Origin of the sequence: Tunturibacter empetritectus (genome assembly GCF_040358985.1) — a bacterium.
In the GTDB taxonomy this organism is placed as follows: Bacteria; Acidobacteriota; Terriglobia; order Terriglobales; family Acidobacteriaceae; genus Edaphobacter; species Edaphobacter empetritectus.
Map to the genome: position 1 here is coordinate 2,800,682 of NZ_CP132932.1, position 23,726 is coordinate 2,824,407.

Sequence of the window (23,726 nt, forward strand, 5' to 3'; positions counted from 1 at the left end):
TCAGTTCTTACCGCATGTGATGGGCGTTTGGTCCACGGCTTGTGTCCTCGGGGTGTGCGGTCCGTGGGGTGAAGTTTTGACGAACCGATCCTTTGGCTGTCGAACCCACTCAGGATGGTTCACGGGGTTGCCTTTCGCACCTCGCGACTCCTTTGGAGACGAAGGTCATAAGCTACATTGACAACGCCCGAGTAGGTTCCGCGAGAACAGCGTACTCTCTAGATCACCCGCAGAGAGATCTGGCCGGTTCTGTCTCCGCCGAGTCAGAACCTATCGCCCGCGTGATCTTGCTGAAGCTGCATCGAGAGTGGGGTCGGCCAAGTTCGTGTGATTGAGCACATTGGTGAAGGTGCCCTCGAAGCCGCTCGTAACGATCCGGCTTGCTTTGTGCGTGGATTCGATCTGATGACCATCGATGAAGTACAAAAAGCCTTCAAAGTGCTGCGCGTGCTGAAGGCCATCGAGAACACAGAGTCGAGACGCATCTCCCGAAAACAGGCGTACGCATAGTTGGCACGGAAAGCGACTGCGTCTCTGGCGGCCATATGTTCGAGTTGTGTGAGATCGCTGCCGATGTGTGGCGGACATAGCCGACCCGGCTATGCGATGCGTTCAGTGATGTGCGGAAGCTATAATCGTCCGGCATTTCGAAGTTGCCAGCCGGCTATACCGAAGATGATTGAAGTCGAAAGGGTATTCCATGATTCGTCTGCACGCCAGAGGTCCGCAATCCATTTTCGCGGCTTCATTGTTATTTGCATCCCTTGGCATTTTTTCCACCGCCATCCAGGCTCAGCAGCCTGCAGCTTCGGCCGCGCGTCCAACAGCGCCAGTGCCGTTGGTTCCTGCGCCCGCTGCAACTCCTGAGGTTCACGATGATGGGTCGGTGGTCTTCCGGCTGGCCGCGCCGAATGCACAGAGCGTTGGACTGGATCTCGAAGGCGTAAAGGGCGCTCTTCCCATGATCAAAGGAGCCGATGGAATGTGGACGACAACAGTTCCAGGGTTGGCGCCAGAATATTACAGCTATTCCTTCACGGTAGATGGAACGAAGGTTCTCGATCCGCACAATACCTTGATCAAAACCAGCTTCTTCAGCAACGACAATGTCGCCCTCGTGCCCGGCCATCCTCCTATGCCCTGGGAAGATGCGGACGTGCCGCACGGAGAGGTGCACCACCATTACTACCGTTCCGATGTGGTCGGTATCAACAGCCAGTATTTCGTCTATACGCCGCCGGGATTTGATCCGCGCAGCACGAAGAAGTATCCAGTGCTCTACCTGCTGCACGGTTACAGTGATGAGCCCACGGCCTGGACGTTTATGGGCAGGGCAAACATCATCCTCGACAACCTGATCGCCACTGGCAAAGCGAAGCCAATGATAGTTGTGATGCCGTGGGGCTACGGCGACATGTCCATCATCAAACAGGGGTGGGCGGCCTGGCGCGACCCCGCCGTGTTGATAAGCAACTTCACGAAGTTCGGGACGGCGCTGTATACCGAGGTGATGCCTCGCGTGAAAGTCGAGTATCCGCTCTCGGAAAAACGCGAAGACCATGCTATCGCCGGCCTCTCGATGGGCGGCGCCGAGACCCTGCTGGTGGGACTGAATCATACTGACGACTTCGCCTGGATCGGTGCCTTTAGCGCGGGCGGAGTCGGAAGCGATCACTTCGAGCCGTTGTTTCCGGCTATAACCGCGAAGACCGGCGCGCAGGTGCAATCAAAATTGAAGTTGCTATGGATCTCCTGCGGAACCGAGGACGGCCTGTACGATCCCAACCAGAAGTTCATCGCCTGGCTCAAAAGCAACGGGATGACGCCGATGGCTGTCTCCACACCCGGCATGCACGCCTGGATGGTCTGGAGGGACAACCTAAGCAAGTTCGTTCCGCTATTGTTTCAAGTGAAGTGAGTTAGTGTATCTGGTTGACAAGAACTATATGTATCGAGAGCCCACCTCTCTTTGCGAACTCATATGTCCGCGTCAACTTAGTGTTCACTACGAAATTGAGTAGACCTATTTGCAAATGCACGTCAAGTGTTTCATAGTAATAACTATGAAAAAGGCTGTGAGTTCAGTGAGACGCAAGCCAGGACGACCTCTGGGCTTTGACCGCGAAGCCGCACTGCATCAGGCGATGCTGCTGTTCTGGCGGCACGGATACGAAGCTACTTCGGTCAATGATCTAACCGCCGCCATGGGAATTACGCCGCCTAGCCTCTATACCGCGTTCGGAGACAAGAAGCAGCTTTTTCTTGAAGCGCTTCGGTGTTATCTTTCCGGCCCGGTCACCTCCGAGTCAATCATCGATGAGGCACCAACTGCGCGCGATGCGGCGGCTGGCTTGCTACAGGCTTCAGCGACGGGATTTACCGGGAAAAGCACTCCAACGGGATGTTTGCTGGCGAGTTCGGCGATCAGCTGCTCACCTGCGGCTGCCGACGTGCAGAAAGCATTGGCAGAGATTCGTATCAACATCGAAAAGCGCCTGCGGAAGAAAATCACCAGCGATCGAACGATGAGCAAGCTCAGGCACACGGCCGATGCAGACGCACTGGCGGGTCACGTTATGGCAGTAATCCAGGGAATGTCCACCTTGGCTCGCGACGGTGCCACGAAGGAAAAACTCTCAGCTATAGCTTCTACGGCTATGCTGGCGTGGCCAGGTAATTCAGCGATGAGCGACTTCTCGTAGCGGCCTAAGAGATGGCAAACATGCTCTTTGTCGGCGTACACCCTTATAACTAAGCGGATATACCAGCGGCCGGCGCTCAGAGCTAGCACCTAGCTGCACTCGCGCTCCAGCCGTAATCAACCTCTTGCCAGATACCTCGGACCGAGCAAGGCCGGTCACTTGGTGGCCTGCTGCCACAAGTTCCTTTACAATCGCGAATCCGATAATCCCGTGGCGCCCGTTACAAAGATCTTCATTTCTAAAATCTCCTCTCTCAAAACTTGTGGCGCTTGGCGTGCTGCGTGCTCAAAGAGCGAGTACATCCTGCTCTTGATCTTCGCTTTCGAGGCCGGGGCGAGCGAGCGTGGCTTCTCGCGGATCTCGAACTGCCACTGCTTGAGCACGGCCTTCGGGGCCAAGATGAGAATGCGTTTCGCTCTCCCGGAGGTATCGGAACTGGCCACCGCGTCCCTTTATCGCGGACGAAGTCGGCCTCGGCAAGACGATCCAGGCCGGTCTGCTGTTGCGTCAGGCATGGCTCCGTCCACAAGATAGCCAGCTGAACTGGCCAGAAATATGAAAGCCCACCTTGAATGGTGGGCTTTTGTTTCGCTTACCGTGTTGCACGGACTGGCCCTGTTCTGAGCGTGTGCCCTTATCGTGCCCCGATCTGAGAGCTTCTGATGCTCGAACGTTGTCCGCAAGCTGCTGATTTTGAATTGGATTATTGGTGGACCTGATCGGGATCGAACCGATGACCTCTTCCATGCCATGGAAGCGCGCTCCCAGCTGCGCCACAGGCCCACTCTCAGGAAGGACTCTTTCTATTCTGGCCGAGAGCGCGATATTAGTCAACGTGCGCGGGAACTTATCTCCCCCCTCCCGGTGTCTAAAGCTAATAGAGTGAGCGAGCACTCGGCCGCCGGCGGCGCAGTTTCTAACACCTTTTTGGAGCGTCGCATGCTCGAAAGTTGCATAGCGATTCATCACGTCGTAATGTAAAGGACACCCGATATGCAGGCGGGCACGATAGTGGGCAATCTAGTCAGTGCGATTGGCATCACAACAGAAGACGTCGCTCTCATCGCTGACCTCAAGGCCGGCTCCGAGGAGGCGTTCGCTGTGCTCATCGCGCAGTACCATCAGCCCCTCTATTCGCTCATCGCACGCAGCCTCAACGACCCCGCCGACGCCTCAGACATCACCCAGGAAGTCTTCATCAAGGTATTCCGCAGCATTCGCGGCTTTCACGGCGAGGCCAGCCTGCGCACTTGGCTCTATCGCATCGCGCTCCACGAGGCCTCCAACCAGAGACGATGGTGGTCCCGACACAAGAAGCAGGAGATCACCATCGACTCCTCCTTCGAATCCGATCCCGATGCGGAAAACAGTCACCTCAGCCTCGCATCAACACTCGCAGATCAGTCCGGCTCTCCCTTCGACCACGCCGCCCAAGCCGAAGTTCGCGAGCGCGTCGAAGCTGCTCTCCGCCAGATCCCCGAGGCCTTTCGCACTGTAGTCATCCTGCGCGAGATCGAAGGCTTCGCCTATGAAGAGATTGCCGAAATCCTCAACGTCAACCTTGGCACCGTCAAGTCGCGACTCACCCGGGGCCGCTCCGCCCTTCGCGCAATCCTGAACCCCGACGGCGTCATCGCCGCAGCTAATTCTGCATCTTCTTCTGCATCTTCCACTGACCCTCAAACGTCCAAGCTTGAGGTGGCCCAATGACCTCCCTAACCTGTCTGAAGTGCCAGTCTTCTTTCTCGGCCTATCTCGACGGCGATGTCAGTGGACAGCAGATGCATAAGATCGCGTCGCATCTCGAAAGCTGTTCCGACTGCAAGCGCGAGTTTGCCGCCTGGCGTACCACGCAGCACATTCTCTCAAGCGTCGGACCGGCGAAGGCGCCTGCTAACTTGGCGCTCCGGCTTAGGCTGGCTATCTCGCACGAACATTCCAAGCGCAAATCCAGTTGGATCGATACCCTGTCCCTCAAGTGGGACAACACGGCTCGTCCTATGCTTCTCCAGGTCTCCGCAGGTTTCGCAGGCACCGTCGCACTCGTTGGCAGCATCGCGCTGCTCCTCGGGCTCTTTGCTGCGCCGGAGCCCGTGATGGCAAACGACGAACCCCTCGGCGCGATGACCTCTCCCCACTATCTCTACTCCTCGGTCAACCCGCACGCCATCCTCACCGATCACGATGGAGTCATCGTCGTTGAGGCCTCTGTGAACTCAGAGGGGAAGGTCTATGACTACCACATGGTCTCCGGGCCTGAGAGTCCTGCGGTCCAAAGCCAGGTGGTCGATCAGCTATTGACCAGCGTCTTCCAGCCGGCCAGCGTCTTCGGTGCTCCGGTGCGCGGACGCGTCGTGTTGACCTTCTCAGGCATCTCCGTCCGCGGCTAGAAAGCCGATCACCCCAATAAAGTAGAAAGTCCATGCAAAAGTAGAAGTCCATGCCGACCGACCGCGAACTTCTCGTCTCCGCCTACAAACACTTCAACGCCCGCGACATCGACGCCGTCCTGAACCTCATGCACTCCGATGTGGACTGGCCCAACCTGATGGAAAACTGTCGTGCCCACGGCCACGCAGAGGTTCGCGACTACTGGACTCGCCAGTGGGCCATCCTTGACCCTCACGTCGAACCAACCGGCTTCACACCCGAATCCGATAGCCGCACCACCGTTCACGTCCATCAGGTCGTTCGCGACCTCAACGGCAAAGTCCTCGTCGATACGATGGTGCAACACGTCTACCATGTGCAGGATGGCCTCATACGCAGCATGCACATCCGCGACCACGCTGCTTCCTGAACCCTGTAGCTACGGAAGATAGGTGCCTTCGTGCCCGAAAACGCCCTATGAAGCGCAGAGAGTTCGTGAATATGTTGGCTGTAGCCTCGATAGGATCGGTGCTTCCCGCTGAGGCACAACCGTCCACTAATCAAAAGCGCATGAAAGCGATCGCGTTCGACGGATTCGTGATCTTCGATCCACGCCCTGTCGCGGTGCAGGTGCAGAACGAGTTTCCCGGCAGAGGCGCGGAGTTCATGAATCTCTGGCGAACACGCCAGTTCGAATACACCTGGCTTCGCACTCTCGGCAATCAGTACAAGGATTTTTGGCAAGTCACCGAAGACTCGCTCCAATACACTGCCAGCGCTATGAAGCTGTCGCTCACAACCGCGCAACGCGACGACTTGATGCAGACGTATCGCTCGTTCCCACTCTGGCCCGATGTGCCTGCAGCTCTCAAAGAGCTCCGTCGCCGTGGCATCAGAATGGTCTTTCTGTCTAACTTCACTGAAGCGATGTTGGAGACGAACATCAAAGCAGCCAATCTCGTCGACTACTTTGAACCGCACCTGACCACTGACCGAGTCAGAGCATATAAACCAAGCCCGAGTGCTTATCAGATGGGGCCGGATGCGTTTGGGTTGAAACGAGAAGAGATAGCTTTCGCCGCATTCGCTCCATGGGACGCCGTGGGTGCGAAGTGGTTTGGCTATCCCACCGTTTGGGTGAATCGTGCCAATGCGCCCCTGGACGATCTCGATGCACAGCCGGATGTCGTAACACCCGACCTCTCAGGCCTATTGAGTTTTGTTGGCTGAAAGCTCTCAGACGGTAAGTTGCCACCCCTGCCCCCGCTCCCATAAACTTCACGTGAGCGTCGAATCTATCGTGTCCTTTTCAGTAAAGCCGTCTTCCTGGCACCATCCCGCCTTTCTCTCCGTGTGTCTCGCGTCATCCCTTTTCTTGACGCCTCTCGCTGTCAGGGCACAGTCAAGCTCCTCAAGCAGCAGCTCCGAGGGCGCAACCGACACGACCATCTCCAAAGAACCCCCCACCAAATCCGCCCCCCGCATTGCTCAACCCGAAGCCGGCGGTTCGGCCATCACTCTGGAAACCAGCGAGCCTCTCTTCTACCTCGCCGTTGCGCTCAACGTTTGCGGCTACGACGCTGACCTCGCCAACTCCGCCCCAGTACGCCTGAGGATTCGCGATGACATCAACGCGCAGGTTGCCGCCTCTCCCGAAGCCCGCACCAGCAGGGACGCACTCTGCGGCTACGTCCGCGAGCACACCCTGAACGACGCCAGTCTCAACCTTGCCCAGTACATCTCGCTCGCTCTTTATCTATCTCCGCCCCCAACCCTCTCCCCCATCGTCGGCGAGACAGAGCTGCCTCCCGACTCCACCCAGGTCGTCAACATTCTTCCCTTGCTAAGAACCTTCGCCGACGACGTCCACCTCCACGCCATCTGGATCGAACATCGTCCCGAGTACGAAGACCTCCTCAAGCGCGTCCACGATCCCCTTACACGCACGATCCTCAACACGAACGTCTACCTCCACCTTCCAGTCAGCAGCTACGATGGGCGCCGCTTCCTCGTCCTCCTCGAGCCCATGCTCTCTCCCTCCACCACTAACGCCCGCATCTACTCCAACGACTACATCGTCGTCACCTCGCCCTCGGCCGAACCTCTCGGCGCAGTCCACATGGACGACATCCGCCACAGCTATCTTCACTACGAGATTGAGCCTCTGGTCTACTCCCGCGCCTCCGCCATGGAGCGCCTCCAGCCTCTGCTCAAAGCCGTTCAGGACGCGCCCCTCGACTACGTCTACAAGACTGAGATCGTTCCTCTCATCACCGAGTGCCTCATCAAAGCGGTCGAAGACAGAACCATGGATGTCGGCATCTCCAAACCAACCAAGCCCACCGCGGTCAAGCAGCGCGCCGAGATCGAGCAGTACAACGCCGACCTTAGCGCCTACGATCGCGAAGCCGAAGCCACCCGCCGCAAAGCCGTCGACTTCGCCATGCGTCAGGGCTGGATCCTCACCGAGTACTTCTACAACCAGGTCGGCCAGATGGAGAAGGAGTCCGTCAGCCTCAAGGAGTACATGGGCGAGATGGTCTACGGTATGGACGTAGAGCGGGAGCGCCATCATGCCCAGCAGATCGCCTTTCTGCCCTCCGGCAGCCGCGATGTTCTTCGTCGCGCCCCCCAGCAGCTCACGGGCCTGCAACTGGCCGAAGAGAAGATCTTCAAGGGCGACCTCGACGGTGCCTCCGACATCGCCAACAAAGTTCTCGCCGACCCCAAAGGCGACCATGCCCAGGCCCACTACGTCCTCGCCCGCGTCAACCTCATGCAGCGCCAGCCCGGGGCCGCCTTCGCCGACTTTCAAGAGGTGCTCGACTCCTCCAAGGACCCCCGAACCCTCGCCTGGTCGCACATCTACTTAGGCCGTCTCTACGACGTCAAAGATGATCGCAAGAAGGCCGTCGCCGAGTATCAGGCCGCGCTCACCGTCCGCGATGCCCAGCCCGACACTAAAGCCGCCGCCGAAAAGGGAATCAAAGAGCCCTTCATCGCGCCAAAGGTCGCCCACCAACAGGAAGAAGACGACGACGCCCCATTGGACCCCAGTGGCAAAGCCGAAAAAGACGCCTACCGCCCCCCGCCCCCGCATTAGGGATGCCGTTGCATTTGCTTGTTCTTGCGTCGTCATTTTGAGCGCAGCGAAGAATCCCCGCATTTGCTTTCGCTTTCTATCCCGTCAACTCGTTTCTGTCTTTGCTCCCATCCGCAAGAGTAAGCTTTCCCTGAAAAACCGCTTCATTCCTTTACCAACGAGCGTCTACCCCTTAGCACGGGACCATCTCGGTCCGGTAAAGTAGAGCAGGGAAGTTCTATGACGACGCGCCACAAAAAGCCCGGACGATCGCAGTCGAACGCCGCCCCTCCGGCCCTGTTCGATCACATCTTCCAGCGTCCCGAACTCCTCACCTGGGCTCTCACTCACCGTTCGCTCGCCTATGAGACCAGCCCCGAGACTCTCCCCGACCCCGCCGCCGACAACGAGCAGCTTGAGTTCGTCGGCGATGCCGTCCTCGGTCTCGCCGTCGCCGAAGCTCTCTTCCGTCGTTTCCCAGCCTCTCGCGAGGGCGAACTCACCCGCCTCCGCGCCTCCCTCGTCAGCCGCAGCCACCTCGGCGAGGTAGCCGCACGCATCGACCTCGGCTCGCTCCTCCGTCTCGGTCGCGGCGAAGAACAAAGCGGCGGCCGCAAGAAGCCCGCGCTCCTGGCCAATGCCCTTGAAGCCGTCATCGCAGCCCTCTATCTCGACGGAGGCCTTGACGCCGCCCGCGCCTTCATCGAAAGACACATCATCGAACCCGCTCTCCCCGACCTCAACCTAGCCCTCCAGGGCAGCAAGACCTTCAGCGGCGCCATCGGCGATCACAAATCCGCCCTACAGGAGCATCTGCAAGCCACCGGCGCAGGCCAGCCCCAGTACGTTCTCACCGACCAGAGCGGACCCGACCATCAGAAGCGCTTTCGCGTCGAAGTCCGCATCGAAGACAAATCCGGCGTCTCCCGTGCACTAGCCGAATCCGAAGGCTCCACCAAGAAACAAGCCCAGCAAGCCGCAGCGCGCCTGGCATTCGAGCGTCTTGTCGCCGAAGCCCGCCTCGTCGCCGAAGCCGCCGCCCTGGAAGTAACCGCGGAGGTGGTCGAATGACCCAGCCCGCCGTCGCCTCCTGCCGTCCCGGAACCCACAGCTCTTCCGTCACGTCCGGCACCCCACAGGCCCGTCCGCCGCTGCCCAGCCACCCTTCAACCCACCGGCATCACTTAGCCCACCACGACCGGCCCAGCGTCTTCACCGCGCTCCAATCCCTTCTGCACCTCATCGTCATTGCCATCTTCATCATCACCTTCTGCGTACAACCCTTCCGCATCCCCTCCGAATCCATGGAGTCCACCCTCCTCGTCGGCGACTTCCTCCTCGTCGATAAGCAGGCCGTGGCACCCGACGGCGCCGGCACCCTCCTTCCCGCCGCCGCCATTCGCCGCGGCGACGTTATCGTCTTTCACGATCCCGTCGACGCCACCCTCCACCTCGTCAAGCGCGTCATCGGACTCCCCGGCGACCATCTCCGCCTCCGCGATGGCCGCGTCTACATCAACGGACACGCCCTCACTGAGCCTTACGCCGTCTACCGCCCCAGCCCACCAGACAACTTCCGCGACAACTTCCCCCGTCTCCAGAGTGCCGACCCCGAGATCGACTCCCACTGGTGGATCCGCATGCGCTCCCTCATCGAAAACAACGAGCTCATCATCCCCATCGGCAACTACTTTGTCCTCGGCGACAACCGCAACGACAGCGAAGACAGCCGCTACTGGGGCTTCGTCCCCCGCGAAGCCATCGTAGGCAAACCCCTGCTCATCTACTTCTCCCTTCAGCCCCACGGAGCCGACGACACCGACGGCTACGGCGGCAACGACGCCAGCATAGCCCAATCCGCCACCGCCACCACCCGCCGTCACCCCGGCAAAATAGACTCCGTAGTCGACTTCGCCCGCTGGGGCCGCACCTTCCAGGTCGTCCGCTAGCCGTGTGGATCGTCTCATATTGCTTTTTCACGCTTGCCAAAGCGTGTAAAGTTCAGCAATGCGAAAGAGACTAGTAGCAGCGGTGATGGTGGCGGCTGTGGTGTGCCCCGTCACAATGCGAGCTGAAGATCTAACTGCAAAAGTGAAGAAGGCAGTAGAGCAAAATACATTGGATCAGCCAGGGACTAAGCCATTTCACCTGAAGGCTGTGCTAGCACCAAGCTTCGAGCGAGACAAAGCATCAGGACGAACAGGTGAAGTAGAGATTTGGTGGGCCGGACCTGGCAGGTGGCGGAGAGAGGTAAAGTCTCCGGAGTTCCACCAGATCGAGATCGTGAACGATGGGAAAGACCGGCAGAAAAATAAAGGCGAATACTTTCCGGAATGGCTGCGCGAAACAGCCGTGGCGCTGGTCAAACCGGTGCCCGACCTGGAGAGGCTGCTCGCAAATGTGAGAACGGGAGAAGAGAAGACTCTCGTCGGACAAACACACATCAGTTGGGTCGAGATGGGAAGCGACGGGGTTGTCTCGAAGGGAATTGGAGCGGGGATCTATCTCGGTGCAAGCGGTGTGTCTTTTGTAAGCGGACTAGGATACGAGGCGGGCCTTCAAGACGTAGCCGATTTTCACGGGCGGAGTATCGCCCGCAAGGTTACGTCAGGTGGCAGCGGAGCCGAGGTCACCGCGAAGGTTATCTTGCTCGAAGACTTGAAAGACACAACACCGCAGCTCTTCGATATAGGAACAAGCGCTGGTGATCCCATCTTGCAGACAAGAGTGGTCGACGAACTAGCGATGCGAAAGAATCTCCTCCCGCAGAATATTGCTGAATGGCCGCCGCTGGAGCAAGGTCCCTTGGAAGGTGTATTGATGGCGAAAGTAGTTATCGATCGCGAAGGCACGATCCGAGATATCGGCAGCGTTCTTAGCGACAACCCAGGACTCAATGACTCGGCTCGTCAGCGAATCACGAATATGAACTTCAAGCCGTATGTCTTCGATGGATTGCCGGTTCAGGTTGTAACAACAGTCACGATCCCGTTCAAGACCGTGCGACCCACCGGAGTAGAGAGCTTCGAGACTGCGCGAACCTACTTTGATCGTGGCAGGAAGGCTAGTTTTCCCGCCGCGGGATCTGGTCCGTCGTATGTGGTTCGAGCGGAGTTCAAGATTCGCGGAAGTTCAGGCAATTTGGAAACTGGAAACTATACCGACACATGGGTGAGCGCCACTCAGTGGCGGCGCGAAGCGGCGCTGGGTGCCAGCCGCGTCGTGCGTAGCCGGAATGGCGATAAGCGCTATCTGCTTACGGAGGGTCCAATGGCAGGACTCCTGCGGATCGTTCTAGTAGACATGGAGCCAATACCGGCCGACGACACATTCGTCGAGTCAGACTGGAGGATCAAGCGCGACACAATTGACGGGAACCCAACCATCCGGGTGGCGAGAGGATACGAGAGCCCCGACGGCATACCAGACGCAAAGCAGTTCAATGGCTATTGGTTCGATCAGATAGGGCAACTAGTAAAGACCTATGGGAATGGGTTAGAGACGCGAAGAATGAACTTTAGCGACTTCAACGGTATAAAGGTAGCGCGAAGGGTGGATGTGCTGGATGGAGGCAAGCTCGCAATGCGGATCGACGTCAACGACCTGGGCCCCGTCGGGACGGTTGACTCAGGCATGTTCGTACTGAAGGGACACGAGTGGGTGAGGCAGTTTACCGCCGAGGTGCGCTGAACTCCGGGAACCTTCAAGTCGCCCAATAAGTCAGAGCCATGATCAAGGCACAGTTCACAAGATAAATTCCGAAATCGTCGCAGCTTTGCTGTAATGTCGAATCAACTCTTTCCAACTGAGGCTGTACGTGGCAAAGATTGCAACGGCAGAAGGACCCCATGACGGACTAAAGCTGCTCTTTGCAACCAGCGATGACGCGGCTCTTCTTGATATCGGCCAGGAGCTGGCACCGGCGTTCTTCATCCGCATGGCTCCCGATTCAGTAGCCCTCTTCCAAAGCCTCGCCGAGCAAGCCCCCGAGATCGTCGTCATCGATCTCGACACGATCGTCCCCAACGGCACCGACGTCTTTGCCTACATCGAATCCGTGCGTGCTGCCGCGCCGCAGATTCTATGCCTCGCCATCTCGCGCACCCCTCTGCGAAACGCCCGTCAGCGTACAAAAAAAGCTGGCGGAGACGAGTTCCTCCTCGCGCCGGTAGACTTTCCCGAACTCCGGGAGTACCTCCTGGAGGCAGGTGCCCGCCATCGCGAGCGGCTCGAAGCAAACCAGCTTCGCAGCGAGATCGCGCGCAAGAGCACCTTCTGCGAGATGATCGGCGCCAGCGAAGCCATGCAGCGTGTCTATGACATCCTCCGCCGCGTAGCAGCGAGCAACAGCACCGTCATGCTGCGCGGAGAGAGCGGCACCGGGAAAGAACTCGCAGCTCGCGCCATCGTCTCCTTAAGCCCCCGCCGCAATCAGCCCATAATCAGCGTCAACTGCGCCGCTCTCCCCGAGACCCTGATGGAGTCCGAGCTCTTCGGCCACGAAAAAGGATCCTTCACCGGTGCTCACGCCACCCATCCCGGACAGATTGAGTTAGCCGACGGCGGGACATTATTCCTCGACGAGATCGGCTCACTCAGCCTGCCGCTCCAGAGCAAGCTGCTCCGCGTGCTTCAGGAGAGGGTCGTCCAGCGAATCGGCGGCAAAAGTCCGCGGAAGATAGACTTCAGACTGATCGCCGCGACCAACGACGACCTCGACCAGATGGTGAAAAGGGGTCAGTTCCGCGAAGACCTCTACTACCGGATCTGCGTCATCCCTGTCTTCCTTCCGCCCTTGAGGGAGCGCACAGGAGATGTGCCTCTCCTGCTGGACCACTATCTCAGGATGTATTGCACCGCAGGGGATCTGCCGCAGAAGCGCTTTTCGCCCGAGGCCTTGCAGGTGCTCGAGACCAGCACCTGGCCGGGGAACGTAAGAGAACTGGAAAATCTGGCCCAGCGTCTGGCCCTCATGGTCGATGGCGATCTGATTGAAGTTCAGCATCTCCCCGACAAAGTGCTGTACGAGAATAAGGCCAAGCAGGATGAGATCCTGGTCCCTGCCGACGGCCTCGATCTCGACGATGAGTTAGCCCGTATCGAAGTCGCCTATCTGACGGCGGCCCTGCGCAGGGCTGGCACTAAGAACGGAGCCGCCGCCCTGTTGCAGATCTCCAAGGAAAAGATGAAGTATCTCTGTCGCAAATATCAGCTCAGTCAGGAGGGTTAAAATTTAACCCTAGCCAGGTTAAATTTGCCCCCAGGCTCAGGCTATTGGAGACATAGAAGACAGCAGCAGAGCAGGAGACCCCACAAAATCACCCTGTTTTCGCATGGAACGAGCTCATTAGCGTTTGGCACGGGGATTGCAGCGATGTATGGCAACAGCAACTAGCTGATTCAGACATTCGGAGGAAACACATCATGGCTATCCAGAAGAAATCATTGATCAGCAACCTCGAATCAACCAAGAAGTCTGCCCCAGCCACCAAGAGCGCCAAGTCAGACGTTTCCGTATCGAACGCTCCAGTCGCCAGCCGCGTCATGCTGGCAAAGAAGGCCGCTGGCGGCGTCTCCCTGTCCAAGCAAGCTCACCTGTCCAAACAGATCTCGCTGTCCAAGCAAGCTCACCTGTCCAAGCAGATCTCGCTTTCCAAGCAAGCCCACCTGTCCAAAGTGGCTCTCTCCAAGAGAGCAGTGGACTTTTAGAAGCAGATATCTGCCAATTGGGCCTCTCCATCCAGATGTGATTGCACGCTTTGCGGTTCTTTAGGGCTGTGATGTTTCTTTGGAAGTTCGTTCTTGGTTCTCTTGCCGAAGTACGTAAAGGAGGAAGAGTTAAGGCTCTTCCTCCTTCTCGTTAAGCTCTCCCTCACCAGATCTTCCGATCAAAAAACTCCCGTACCTCTTTGCCCATGAGCCCCATCACGCTTCGACTTCGCACCGCAATCTTTGCAGTTCCAGTCATCCCATCGTGCAGAGTCCCATCGTTGGGTATCAACGCATCGGCCACGTAGTACTTCAGAATGTCTCCCTCTTTGCCCTTCTTGATTCCCTCGAGCGCAGGCGCCAAAACCTCCGGTGCCGGCTGCATATCCTCAACGCGAGTGTATGCCGGCGAGAATCGTCCATCCACCAGCAGATGAACCTTGGCTCCGTTCCGCACCCGTGGCACTGCATATTCCACGACGAACATGCGAACCCGCATCTGTTCGGTCTCGCCAATCTCTGCAATCGCCGCTCCCGCATCCAGGTAGGTGCCCGCAAGATCCCGCAGATGCGGCGTCATCACCGTACCCGCCACCGGCGCACTCGGAGCAAGTTGGGCAGTCTCCTCCTCTGCAATGGTTCGCTCTACTCCCGCGCGGGTATGCTCCTGGGACACAGCCCCGAGATCGGCTTGCGTAAGTTGAGCCTGCACCCGTTTCACCCCGGTAAGTGCAAAGTCCTCCTGCGACCTTGTACGCCCGGCATCTACCTGCGCATTTTGCATTCTGACCAATGGCTCGCCTGCCGCAACACTCTGTCCCTCAGCAACCAGAACCTCCGCAACCCGGCCAGGAACAATCGTTCTCACCACCTCACGCCGGCTTGGCTCCAGAACAAACCTGGCGCTCACCGTCTCATGCAAAACCGGCGCAAACAAAACAACAAGGAGAACAGCCGCAGCCACACTCAAGCGAGTAGCGGTGATCCACGATCGAACCCGGTCTTTTTTATCCAGATACACGGTTTGAGCGAACCTCAGAAAGATGCGAATACGCGAGCGGAAGATGACCATACCCAACGCCAGGGCAGGCAGAAACGCCCAGTCGGGACTGTACTTCAGAAAGACATTATGACTGAACCGTATCACCGTGTAGAGAAGACTGTAGCTATAAACACCAGAGAGAATGGCATACGCAAGATAGCCGAAACGCCTGCGCCTGGGCACATACTCTACCTCGACCGGAAGCCCGAAGATCCTCCCCCTGACCAAACCCGAGAGATACGCCGTCGACTTCTCCTTGATATCCGAGAAGCCAATCACCTCAGAAAAAGCGTAGTAGCCATCCAGCTTGATCAGCGGATTCATATTCACAACGATCACCGCGACACCAGTCAACAGCATGATCTTGTAAGCAAGGTCGTGCGCATCGCTTCCCGCAGGGGTACCCCACCACACGATCGTCGCAAAAGCACAGAAGATCATCTCCACCCATATCCCGGCGATGATCGTAACCAGACGTTGCCAGCGGTTTGCGTAAACCCAGGCCTCACTGACATCCACAAAAAATGCCGGAGTCAGAAAGATAAGATGAAAGCCCATCGCGTGGACCTCCGCTCCGTAGTGCTTGCAGGTCAGCCCATGCGCAGACTCATGAAAAAAGCCCAGTATCAAAAACAGAATCCAGAACTCCGCAAGATCGCCCGCGCTCTTCTCCGTGAACGTATAGAACTGAACCGTATCTCGACCAATCTGGCTCCAGTTAGCGATGAACAAAGTCATCATGAACCCAAACAGAAGCAGCGTGAGTGCCGTAAACCATCGCGAGTAAATCCATCGCGAATAAGGATAGATCCAATTGAAGTACCGGTCAGGATCCCACGCCGAAAACTGCATGTGTGAGATGTCGCCCCACTTCGATTTGCGATGCGTATGTTGATGCCGGCTGCTTTCAAGCTTCTGCTGCAGCGCAATATTCTTTTCCAGCGGCGTCTTGTACCAGAAGTCAGCGTCGTCCAGGCCGCCGGCAAACTCCTTCAGATCATCCGTGCTGTAGACCACGTTATAGAGCTCTGCATGGGCCTTAGTTACGTCTTCGTACGCGCGTGTTCCATCGAACAACTCCACAATTCGCCACTGCTCCAGGCTGAACCGAAAGATCTTGTCCGTGCCGCGGATGAGGGCAACAATAATCGGATTGCCATCCTCAATATTTTCGCGGAACACCAGCGCAGGGTTCAGCTTCGGATGCGCGGTCCGGCCTCTGCGTGCAGGCAGATCGGGCAGCGCCGCGTTGAATGCTTCGGCGAGATTCATCTCGCAATCCGTATTGAGGCGACCGTGCCAGGGATAAGTCCCGGCAGCCGGTTCTTCAACACCGCAGTCACCTCAATCGTGCCGCTGCCCGGGTCGACGACGGGACTTACATGTGTCACCGTCGCATCGGTCGCCTGCTGAAACTCGGGTGTTGCCGATACGGTCACCAAATCCCCACGCTTCAACAGAACTGCCTCTGCCCCGGGCAGAGTGAATCGCACCTCGAGCGGCGACGCGCCCATCACCCGAAAAAGCTTATCTCCGGTCGTTACGTATTGGCCAAGCCGCACATAGCGTTGCGCCACCACCCCTTTGAAAGGCGCTACGAATCTTGTCTTCTCCAACTCCAGATCGATGGACTGCAGGTTAGCCTTTGCGCTCAGCATCTCTCCGCGCTGCCGCTCCACTTCAAACTGGCTCGCGGCAACCTCGTAGCGGCTGTGGTCATACGCCTCCTGGGTTGTGATGCCTTCCTTATGCATCGCCTCCGCCCGGCGCATATCGGTCTCACGAACTTGCAGCTCAGACTGCCAGTTCTTCAGGTCTGCTTCAAGACTCTCGACCTTATACCTAGCCGTATTGCGATCCGCCTCCAACTGACGCGCGTCCAGACCGGCCAGCAACTGACCCTTCTGCACCACCGTGTCTACGTCCACAGGAAGCATCACGATCACCCCGGATCGAAGAGCCACAATATCCAGTTGCTGCTCCAGCGTAATCGGGCCGCTGACCACGAGCTCGTGCGGCGGCGGCACGTTCTTAGTCAGCTGAGACTTCGCCGTCTCCGTGCTGTGCGCTACCTGAACCGGCGCGGCGGGCAGCTGCGCCTTACTCGGAGCGCAACCAAGACTCACCAGCAAAGCCGCCGTCGCAATCATCACCGCAAAAAGATGCTTCATCCTGATCCTCACCAGCTAAACCAACTCCAAAGCTTGGACCACATCCAGAGAGCCGAATCACGAAACAGCACATAGCCCAACGGCCGCATTCCCACTCGAATCTTTCCAAGACCCTGCATCCCCGGCCTCAGATCACCCGCCGGATTGGGTACCGCTACTCTCGCAAAAAAGACATGGCTGTCGTCTTCAGCTTTGCCCGATGGACTGATCACACTAACCGTCCCGCTAAACGTCGCGGTCGGGAACGACTCCAGTTTGATATTGGTCGGCGCACCCGTCTTCAGAAGTTCGACATCCCGTTCCGGCACCGCAACATCTACCACCACGCTCGCTGTGCTCACCAACTCCACCAGGGGGTCTCCGCTCGAGAGTTTCTTTCCGACAAGATCTTCGACATGCGGGGTCGTGACCACACCCGCTATTTCCGCATGGACCGTTGTTCGCGAGAGCCTGTCGCTCAACCTGGTCACCTCCTCATGCAGATAGTCCGACTCGAGCTGATGTTGCCCCGCTACCGTCGCATCGTTGTCGATCAGAGCCCGAGTCATCTGTGCCATAGCCGTGTTGTACTTCGCCTGTGCCGCAGCCAGACTCGCCCGCTGCCCCCAATCCGTCATCTGAAGCAGCGGAGTTCCAGGCTGTACTGGATCTCCCTCATGCACGAAGACTCGCTGCACAACACTATCCTCTTCTGCGTGAACATATTGCGTCTGTGCTGGGCTCACCTGCGCTTGTCCGACAACCCGCATCGGAAACGGCACCAGGATCAACGCAAGCAGTACGGCAGCGCACGACGTCAAAATCAGTGCGCGTCGGCGCCTCTCAATCGCCATAAAGCGACGTCTTTTTTCAATCAAAGGCTCGAGTATGCCGATAAACGGAACTTCCTTGTAGAGCGAAGCATTCCGCAACGCCAAAGTCGCCTGGCTCGCCAGAATCTTGATGATCTCAAAGTGCAGCGTAGTCAGAAAATCGGGATCGGAGCTCTCAAACGAAAGAATTCCCAGCGTGCCTTCGTCATCTCCGAGAGGGATGGCGTAAAAACTGCGCGACCCGGTCGTCTCAAAATAACGGAGAAACTTCTCGCGCGTCTCGGGTCGCGGGTCACTGATCTCCTCCTCGTGTTGCGTAACATAAACCTCCGTCCCCAATCCCGCCACCCAGCGCAGCAGGCCGTTGAGCGTCTCCGCCTCCGGGCTAGACAGATCGAGCTTCGTCACGCCGGAGATAGCCTGCACGGTCACCCTGTTTCTCTGTTCCAGGGCAATCGCGGCGCGCTCATACGGAATCACAAGCTGCGGTTGATTCACGATGGCCTGCAGGACCCGCTGCAGATTCAGCGTGGAGGTGATCTCCTGACTCACGCTCACCAGCGTCTGAAGAATCTCAATCTTTCGTTCTGCCTGCAAAAGGGAGGAGTTGTGCAGCGCCTGCGCAGCCGACTCAGCCACCTGCGTCAAGGTAAAGAGGTCGTCATCACTAAAGACAAACTCCGGGTCATAGCTGACGACCTCGAGCACGCCAGTCAAACTCTCATCCTTCACCAAAGGCGCAGCCATCAACGAAGTGGCCGCAACGTCTGTCGGTCGCAGATTCCGCTGTTGCAGTGCATCGTCCTCAGCCTGCAGCAGCACCGCTTCGCCAGTTTCACCGGCATCTCCAACGATGCCCCCGCCGGCCACCTGGCGATCACCCACTCCTGCCGCAGAATCCTCCCCCGCCTGTTGGATCAGCATCAAGTCGTCCTGATCGACCATCCACAAATTCACCGCAGAAGCCCCCACCAGATCCTGCACCTTCGAGCAGATCACAGGAAGCAGCTCCTGCATCTCAAGCGTCGCGTTGAACACTTTTTCGATGTCGTAAAGCTGCGTAAGTCGAAGCACAGAAGAGAGGCCGGCGCTTCGCTCCGACTCATAAAGCGAAGCTGCGCCGAGGGCAACGGCTGCACAATCGGTCATCTCCACGATGGTTGAAAGCACATCCTCCGTGGGCGGTTCAGAGAAACTAACCACCTCAACGCACCCCAGTAACTGCTCTTCAAGCAAGACAGGAATATAAGTCAGAGAACGAAAGCTCTGACGAATATCAAGATGCGCAAAGTCTTCCCGGCTCAACTCCTCGGCGCTGAACTGCAGCACAATACGCTCCGTCGCCACAGCGCCCAGGCCTCCTGAATCGAGTGCAATGCCATGCCGATCGGCGGACACCTCACCAACGGCAGTCTTCAACATCCAGATCGATCGCCTCTCGTCGAGCAGATACACCAGAACGGAAGACTCCGGCAGCAGCTTGGAGATGCCGAGCGACAAAAGTCGCGCACGTGGACCGCTCTCCAACTCCGCCAGAAGGGAGATCGAAAATCTTTCAAGCAGAGACGCGCGGGCCGGATCGTTCAACCTAAGTCCTCAGGAAAACCATGTCGAATATTTCGCTAAATCTTATCCTGTCGCGCACCACCGTGTTACGTTTTCTTTTTGTGAGACGAGACCTCCTCCGAACCTCGCACCATTACTCTTCTCCCGTACATGCAACGGAATGCAAGGTGGCTCAAAATCCCAGGATCCAAATGAGCAGCTAGCGTAACAATCCGTCATACCCCGCTACTCCACCTCGAAGGCCACATACTGCAAGACTCCCTGACGTTCCACCTCTAACGCCACCGACTCGCCCGGTTTGAAGTTCGCAAGCTGCTGCCGCAACTCCTCCGAGCTATTTAGCTCCCTACCATTAAGCGAACGGACCACGTCACCCACCTCAAGTGTGGCGAGAGTAGCAGGCTCTCCCGCCAGAACGCCGGCCACGACAACTCCACGCTTCGAGCGCAGTCCAGGCAGCGCCGCAGCGATAAAGTCGTTGAGGTCAATCACAAAGATGCCGAGAGAGGGAATCAGATCCTTCTTTGGATTCGTCAGATCCGACAAGCTATCTACCATCGGCAGCGAATCAACCGGATTTACCGACAGTGTGACCGGCTTGCCCCCGCGTAAAATCTCAACCCGAAGCGGCGCTCCTCGCTGGTGCACATAAAGAAAAGCCGTGTACTTCGGAAACGAGTCGATCGGAACGCCATCGATCTTCTCTACAATATCGCCGGCCTTTATCCCCGCGTTCGCGGCCGGCCCTCCTGCATCCACGTCAGAGAAGATCACCCCATGATCCTGAGGCAGCTTCAAGCCCGCCGCAAGGTCCGGACTGATCGCCTGGGCATGCGCTCCAATCGAAACAGAAGGCACAAATCCGTGCGCCTTCAACTCGTGATAAACAAACCGAACCACAGGTTCAGGGATCGCAAATCCCAGGCCCTCGCTTCCGCCCCCGGAGCTATAAATAAAAGTATTGATCCCAATCAAATGGCCATCGCGATCGATCAGCGGCCCGCCGCTATTGCCCGGATTGATCGGCGCATCGGTCTGCACGTACACCATCGGGCGATCCAGCTCAGGCTGTCTTCCCACCGCACTGATGATCCCCTTGGTGATCGTATGGTCCAGCCCCTGTGGCGATCCAATCGCAATCACCGTCTGTCCTAAACGAACATGAAATGCCTCCGGCAGTGCAATCGCAGGCAGGTCATGCGCTTCAATCTTGATGACCGCAAGATCAGCGTATCGATTCGTGCCGATCAATTTAGCTTCGTACACGCGCTGGGGATTAGCCAATTGCGTGTGCCCTGTTATCAGCTCCACGGTCGTCGGTGCAACGATCACGCGAATCCGCAGCGCACCCGTTACAACGTGGTTGTTGGTGACAATATAGCCATCCGGATCGACGATAACTCCCGACCCGATCACGCGCTGTCGTTGCATCGCCGTCGGATCTTCCTCGTCCTCTTTGCTCTCCGGCTTTCCAAAGCCGGTGACTTCTATCTGCACCACCGAGCGCATCGCGTGTTCGGCAACCTCATCAATCGCCTGGTCGTACTCCCGTAAAATCGCCGTCTTGTCTACGGAAGTACCCGTCGTATCTGGACTCTGGCCAGATGCAGGCAACGATACCAAAAGCAGCAAAAGAGCAGAGACCATCGAGAGTGCGACTTTCATGCAAGACTCCTCTACGCGAGCTGACGTCTACAAATCTACAACTACTGCATACCCCCCAAATCAAGGCCACGTCTTACCCATACAATTTCGCTCTTCCGAAAATGCCAATCTCTGGGGAATCACCGGGCCTTGCCAGACTACTCCGGCAATCCACGTTGAGGCTGAATTACTTCGTATTCCCTTCGCGCGATCTCTATCTCCTCATGGCTCCCTAACCAGCACATTGAGTCAGACATCGATTCTCGGTTAGGATTTGAAGGTAGCTAACGGAGGATGTTGCGATGAGTTCGTCAACTGAGTCGATGTCTTGGGTGGATCGCTGGTGGCCGCTGTTGGTCATTCTCTTTGGAGTGATCTTCGTTATAGTTTTGGTCGGCTTTCACCCGACCAACTAGAAGATGGGTACGGCGTAAGCCGTGCCTCTTTTCCCTTCGCACTCTCTCCAGCCGGACCCAAAGCCCGCAGGCCTCACTGCTATCATGTTCCGGTGTCTGAGCACCCTCTCAACCTGGAAGACTGGAAGCCCGCACGCCTGCCTCAACCCGTCGTGCTGGAGGGTCGATGGGTTCGACTTGAACCGCTCGTAACCGCGCAGCACGGCCAAGCAATCTGGTCGGCCGTCAACGGCCACGACTCTGTCTGGATGTGGCTGGGCGACGGCCCTTACCCACGCGAAGAGGACCTCCTTCAGGCTCTCCGCGCCAAAGAAAACGACAGCGTCTCCCGCTTCTTCGCCATCCTCCCGAAGCAGCCTTCTGGGCAAACCGAAAGTGCCGCCGGCTACGCCAGCCTCATGCGCATCGACGCACCCAACGGCGTCATTGAAGTCGGCAACATCCTCTTCTCTCCGCAACTGCAAAGAACCCGCGCGGCAACCGAGACCATCTATCTTATGGCCCGATACGCCTTCGAGGAGTTGGGCTATCGACGCTACGAGTGGAAGTGCAACGCGCTCAATCTACCATCACGGCGGGCAGCGGAACGCTTCGGATTTACCTTCGAGGGCATCTTCCGTCAACACATGGTAATAAAAAAGCGCAGCCGCGACTCCGCCTGGTACTCCATGCTCGACACGGAGTGGCCCGATCGCAAGCGCGCCTTTGAACGCTGGCTTGATCCCGCAAACTTCAACGCAGACGGACGCCAGATCACCCAGCTGACCACGTTAAGCCGCACCCACAATTAACCAAAAGAATTTCGAATCAACTTACCCAAAAGAACTCTGCAGAGGCAAGGTTGACAGGGTTCTTCAGCCAAAGATGACATCTCGCAAACATGCCCGAGACACCGTAACGGTGGAATCGCTCTATAGTACTCAAACGATGAATCCATCCGTCCATCGGTTCTTGCTTATCTTCAGCATCTGCGCTGCTTGGGTGCTCATCCCATATATTCAACAAAGCGAATCGCCGCGTTCTCCTGAGGAGTCCTTATATCTCGCTGCACGCGCGGCGGTGGAAGGTTCCCCTAGCGTTCGGCAAAGCGCGGTTCACTGATAGGCGCGCCAACCGGCGATGCTTGTTTTGCCGGGAGGAGTGCAAGCAGCGTGACTCCAATCACGGCAAAGATCACAATGTCCTGGGGGCTATCCTTCCTATGCGTCCCGTGCGCCACGGCCTGCGCCGACATGATGGTCATTGTGAACCCATGGGCAAGGCTTGACCACGCCCCATAGGCGATCATTAAGCGATGCTTGGCCGGATGCTTAACGGCCACTAACAGACAGACCCCAAGCGCCGTATTAAGGCTCAGGAACATCGGCATGACGTCACTATGCCCGCTAAGCCATTTTAGGTGCCACAGATTGTCGAACAGGAGATAGCCCCAAAAGCAATAAAGCAAGCCCACCACCACCAACACTACCTGTAAGGCGCGCTCACGTTTCATACCATCCTCCGTTTTGTGCGATGCAAGGTTGTTACCACCGTTTTTACTTCAGATTGTGCGATTGTCAGCTGCGGTGCGTCCGATACTGGAACCCTGCGAGCATCCGCAGTGTGAGCAGAATGCTTCTCCTCCCCGAATAGGCTTGCCACAGGAACTGCAAGGCCCAAGGAGAGGCCCTCGGAACAGAAAATAAAGGATGAATCCAATCAAATTGGGTATGAGGAAAGCGGCAATCACCCAGGCCCAAGCAGGCATTAGACGCCTTTTTGCGTCCCCATAGATATATCCGAGGGCAAGGAAAAAAGCCGCGGTGAAGGCGCCAAACGTCAAGCCAAACCAAAGCGCTTCTGGCATGGTACTGAGAAATCCTTTGGAAGCAAGTAAGGAACGGCCCTGGCTGGAAGCAAAATAGACTACCCACATCGGGATCGCCAGTCCTGCGATGACCATTGCAGACCTGGGTAGAACATTCCGTCTTGCGGTTTCCAACAAGACAGCCGCAACTACAAGGCCGACCAAGAACGCTACCAAAAGCACCGCCGATTGCTCTGTCATGCAATACCTCTATTCTCACCAGGGGCTGCGAGCAGACATAAGGCCGAGCAAAGAGATGGCAGCAGCCAAAAGATCAGCACGCCTGGCTGGACTTGGGAAGTGTCGAAATGCATTGGGGCCGCCAGGAGCCTAGCCACCTGGTACACGAGTGCCGATCCCACAAAT

At 57.4% G+C, this 23,726-nt stretch carries 21 protein-coding genes and 1 tRNA gene; 14 read left to right on the plus strand and 8 right to left on the minus strand.

Annotated elements, in window-relative coordinates; translation table 11 throughout:
* Positions 1-327: 327 nt before the first annotated feature.
* The 3 genes from RBB75_RS11550 to RBB75_RS11560 all read left to right on the plus strand — a co-directional run bounded on the left by RBB75_RS11550 (position 328) and on the right by RBB75_RS11560 (position 2,702).
* Positions 328-510 carry a hypothetical protein gene (locus tag RBB75_RS11550; RefSeq protein WP_179636729.1) on the plus strand — a complete coding sequence of 61 codons (183 nt, stop codon included), beginning with the start codon at positions 328-330 and terminating at the stop codon, positions 508-510.
* A 190-nt stretch (positions 511-700) separates the two neighbouring features.
* On the plus strand, positions 701-1,918 hold the full coding sequence (locus RBB75_RS11555; protein ID WP_353068174.1) for an esterase: 1,218 nt from the start codon (positions 701-703) through the stop codon (positions 1,916-1,918).
* A 145-nt stretch (positions 1,919-2,063) separates the two neighbouring features.
* A complete protein-coding gene (locus RBB75_RS11560; RefSeq protein ID WP_353068175.1) occupies positions 2,064-2,702 on the plus strand; it encodes a TetR/AcrR family transcriptional regulator in 639 nt (212 codons plus the stop codon).
* A 185-nt stretch (positions 2,703-2,887) separates the two neighbouring features.
* On the opposite strand, the gene RBB75_RS11565 is transcribed toward RBB75_RS11560, so the two are convergent.
* Both RBB75_RS11565 and RBB75_RS11570 read right to left on the minus strand, forming a co-directional pair.
* On the minus strand, positions 2,888-3,145 hold the full coding sequence (locus RBB75_RS11565) for a hypothetical protein (RefSeq protein WP_353068176.1): 258 nt from the start codon (positions 3,143-3,145) through the stop codon (positions 2,888-2,890).
* Between the two features lie 264 nt (positions 3,146-3,409).
* A tRNA-Ala gene (locus RBB75_RS11570) sits at positions 3,410-3,485 on the minus strand.
* A gap of 210 nt (positions 3,486-3,695) precedes the next feature.
* Between RBB75_RS11570 and RBB75_RS11575 the strand changes: the two genes are divergently transcribed.
* The 10 genes from RBB75_RS11575 (at position 3,696) to RBB75_RS11620 (ending at position 13,863) form a co-directional block, all read left to right on the plus strand.
* Positions 3,696-4,412 (plus strand): RNA polymerase sigma factor, encoded by a 717-nt coding sequence (locus RBB75_RS11575; protein ID WP_353068177.1) that lies wholly within the window; start codon positions 3,696-3,698, stop codon positions 4,410-4,412.
* Positions 4,409-5,092 carry a zf-HC2 domain-containing protein gene (locus RBB75_RS11580; RefSeq protein WP_353068178.1) on the plus strand — a complete coding sequence of 228 codons (684 nt, stop codon included), beginning with the start codon at positions 4,409-4,411 and terminating at the stop codon, positions 5,090-5,092. Before RBB75_RS11575 ends, RBB75_RS11580 begins: the two co-directional genes overlap by 4 nt.
* A 50-nt stretch (positions 5,093-5,142) precedes the next feature.
* A complete protein-coding gene (locus tag RBB75_RS11585) occupies positions 5,143-5,502 on the plus strand; it encodes a nuclear transport factor 2 family protein (RefSeq protein ID WP_353068179.1) in 360 nt (119 codons plus the stop codon).
* A 140-nt stretch (positions 5,503-5,642) separates the two neighbouring features.
* Positions 5,643-6,302 (plus strand): haloacid dehalogenase type II, encoded by a 660-nt coding sequence (locus tag RBB75_RS11590; protein WP_353068180.1) that lies wholly within the window; start codon positions 5,643-5,645, stop codon positions 6,300-6,302.
* A 145-nt stretch (positions 6,303-6,447) separates the two neighbouring features.
* Positions 6,448-8,175 carry a tetratricopeptide repeat protein gene (locus RBB75_RS11595; protein ID WP_353068181.1) on the plus strand — a complete coding sequence of 576 codons (1,728 nt, stop codon included), beginning with the start codon at positions 6,448-6,450 and terminating at the stop codon, positions 8,173-8,175.
* A gap of 219 nt (positions 8,176-8,394) precedes the next feature.
* On the plus strand, positions 8,395-9,225 hold the full coding sequence (gene rnc / locus RBB75_RS11600) for a ribonuclease III (RefSeq protein ID WP_353068182.1): 831 nt from the start codon (positions 8,395-8,397) through the stop codon (positions 9,223-9,225).
* Positions 9,222-10,103, plus strand: a complete 882-nt coding sequence (gene lepB / locus RBB75_RS11605) for a signal peptidase I (protein ID WP_353068183.1) — start codon at positions 9,222-9,224, stop codon at positions 10,101-10,103. The genes rnc and lepB overlap by 4 nt, the downstream gene beginning before the upstream one ends.
* A 58-nt stretch (positions 10,104-10,161) precedes the next feature.
* Positions 10,162-11,844 carry an energy transducer TonB gene (locus tag RBB75_RS11610; protein ID WP_179636738.1) on the plus strand — a complete coding sequence of 561 codons (1,683 nt, stop codon included), beginning with the start codon at positions 10,162-10,164 and terminating at the stop codon, positions 11,842-11,844.
* A gap of 127 nt (positions 11,845-11,971) precedes the next feature.
* A complete protein-coding gene (locus RBB75_RS11615; RefSeq protein ID WP_179636739.1) occupies positions 11,972-13,384 on the plus strand; it encodes a sigma 54-interacting transcriptional regulator in 1,413 nt (470 codons plus the stop codon).
* A gap of 194 nt (positions 13,385-13,578) precedes the next feature.
* Positions 13,579-13,863, plus strand: a complete 285-nt coding sequence (locus tag RBB75_RS11620) for a hypothetical protein (protein ID WP_179636741.1) — start codon at positions 13,579-13,581, stop codon at positions 13,861-13,863.
* Positions 13,864-14,026: 163 nt separating this feature from the next.
* Here RBB75_RS11620 and RBB75_RS11625 read toward each other — a convergent pair whose 3' ends face one another.
* The 4 genes from RBB75_RS11625 to RBB75_RS11640 form a co-directional block, all read right to left on the minus strand.
* The gene (locus RBB75_RS11625; protein ID WP_353068184.1) at positions 14,027-16,177 is read right to left on the minus strand and encodes an HlyD family efflux transporter periplasmic adaptor subunit; all 2,151 of its coding nucleotides are present in this window, start codon (positions 16,175-16,177) and stop codon (positions 14,027-14,029) included.
* Complete coding sequence (locus RBB75_RS11630) at positions 16,174-17,076, minus strand: efflux RND transporter periplasmic adaptor subunit (RefSeq protein ID WP_353068185.1); 903 nt, start codon at positions 17,074-17,076, stop codon at positions 16,174-16,176. The genes RBB75_RS11625 and RBB75_RS11630 overlap by 4 nt, the downstream gene beginning before the upstream one ends.
* Positions 17,077-17,084: 8 nt before the next feature.
* Positions 17,085-19,475: a GAF domain-containing protein gene (locus tag RBB75_RS11635; protein WP_353068186.1), complete on the minus strand. Its 2,391-nt coding sequence runs from the start codon at positions 19,473-19,475 to the stop codon at positions 17,085-17,087.
* 204 nt (positions 19,476-19,679) lie between these two features.
* Positions 19,680-21,119, minus strand: a complete 1,440-nt coding sequence (locus RBB75_RS11640; RefSeq protein WP_353068187.1) for a trypsin-like peptidase domain-containing protein — start codon at positions 21,117-21,119, stop codon at positions 19,680-19,682.
* A gap of 487 nt (positions 21,120-21,606) precedes the next feature.
* Between RBB75_RS11640 and RBB75_RS11645 the strand changes: the two genes are divergently transcribed.
* Complete coding sequence (locus RBB75_RS11645; RefSeq protein ID WP_353068188.1) at positions 21,607-22,305, plus strand: GNAT family N-acetyltransferase; 699 nt, start codon at positions 21,607-21,609, stop codon at positions 22,303-22,305.
* A 281-nt stretch (positions 22,306-22,586) separates the two neighbouring features.
* Here the strand turns inward: RBB75_RS11645 and RBB75_RS11650 are convergent, their stop codons facing one another.
* Positions 22,587-23,006: a DUF6632 domain-containing protein gene (locus RBB75_RS11650; RefSeq protein ID WP_353068189.1), complete on the minus strand. Its 420-nt coding sequence runs from the start codon at positions 23,004-23,006 to the stop codon at positions 22,587-22,589.
* A 48-nt stretch (positions 23,007-23,054) separates the two neighbouring features.
* On the minus strand, positions 23,055-23,561 hold the full coding sequence (locus RBB75_RS11655) for a zinc ribbon domain-containing protein (protein WP_179636753.1): 507 nt from the start codon (positions 23,559-23,561) through the stop codon (positions 23,055-23,057).
* Positions 23,562-23,726 lie beyond the last annotated feature (165 nt).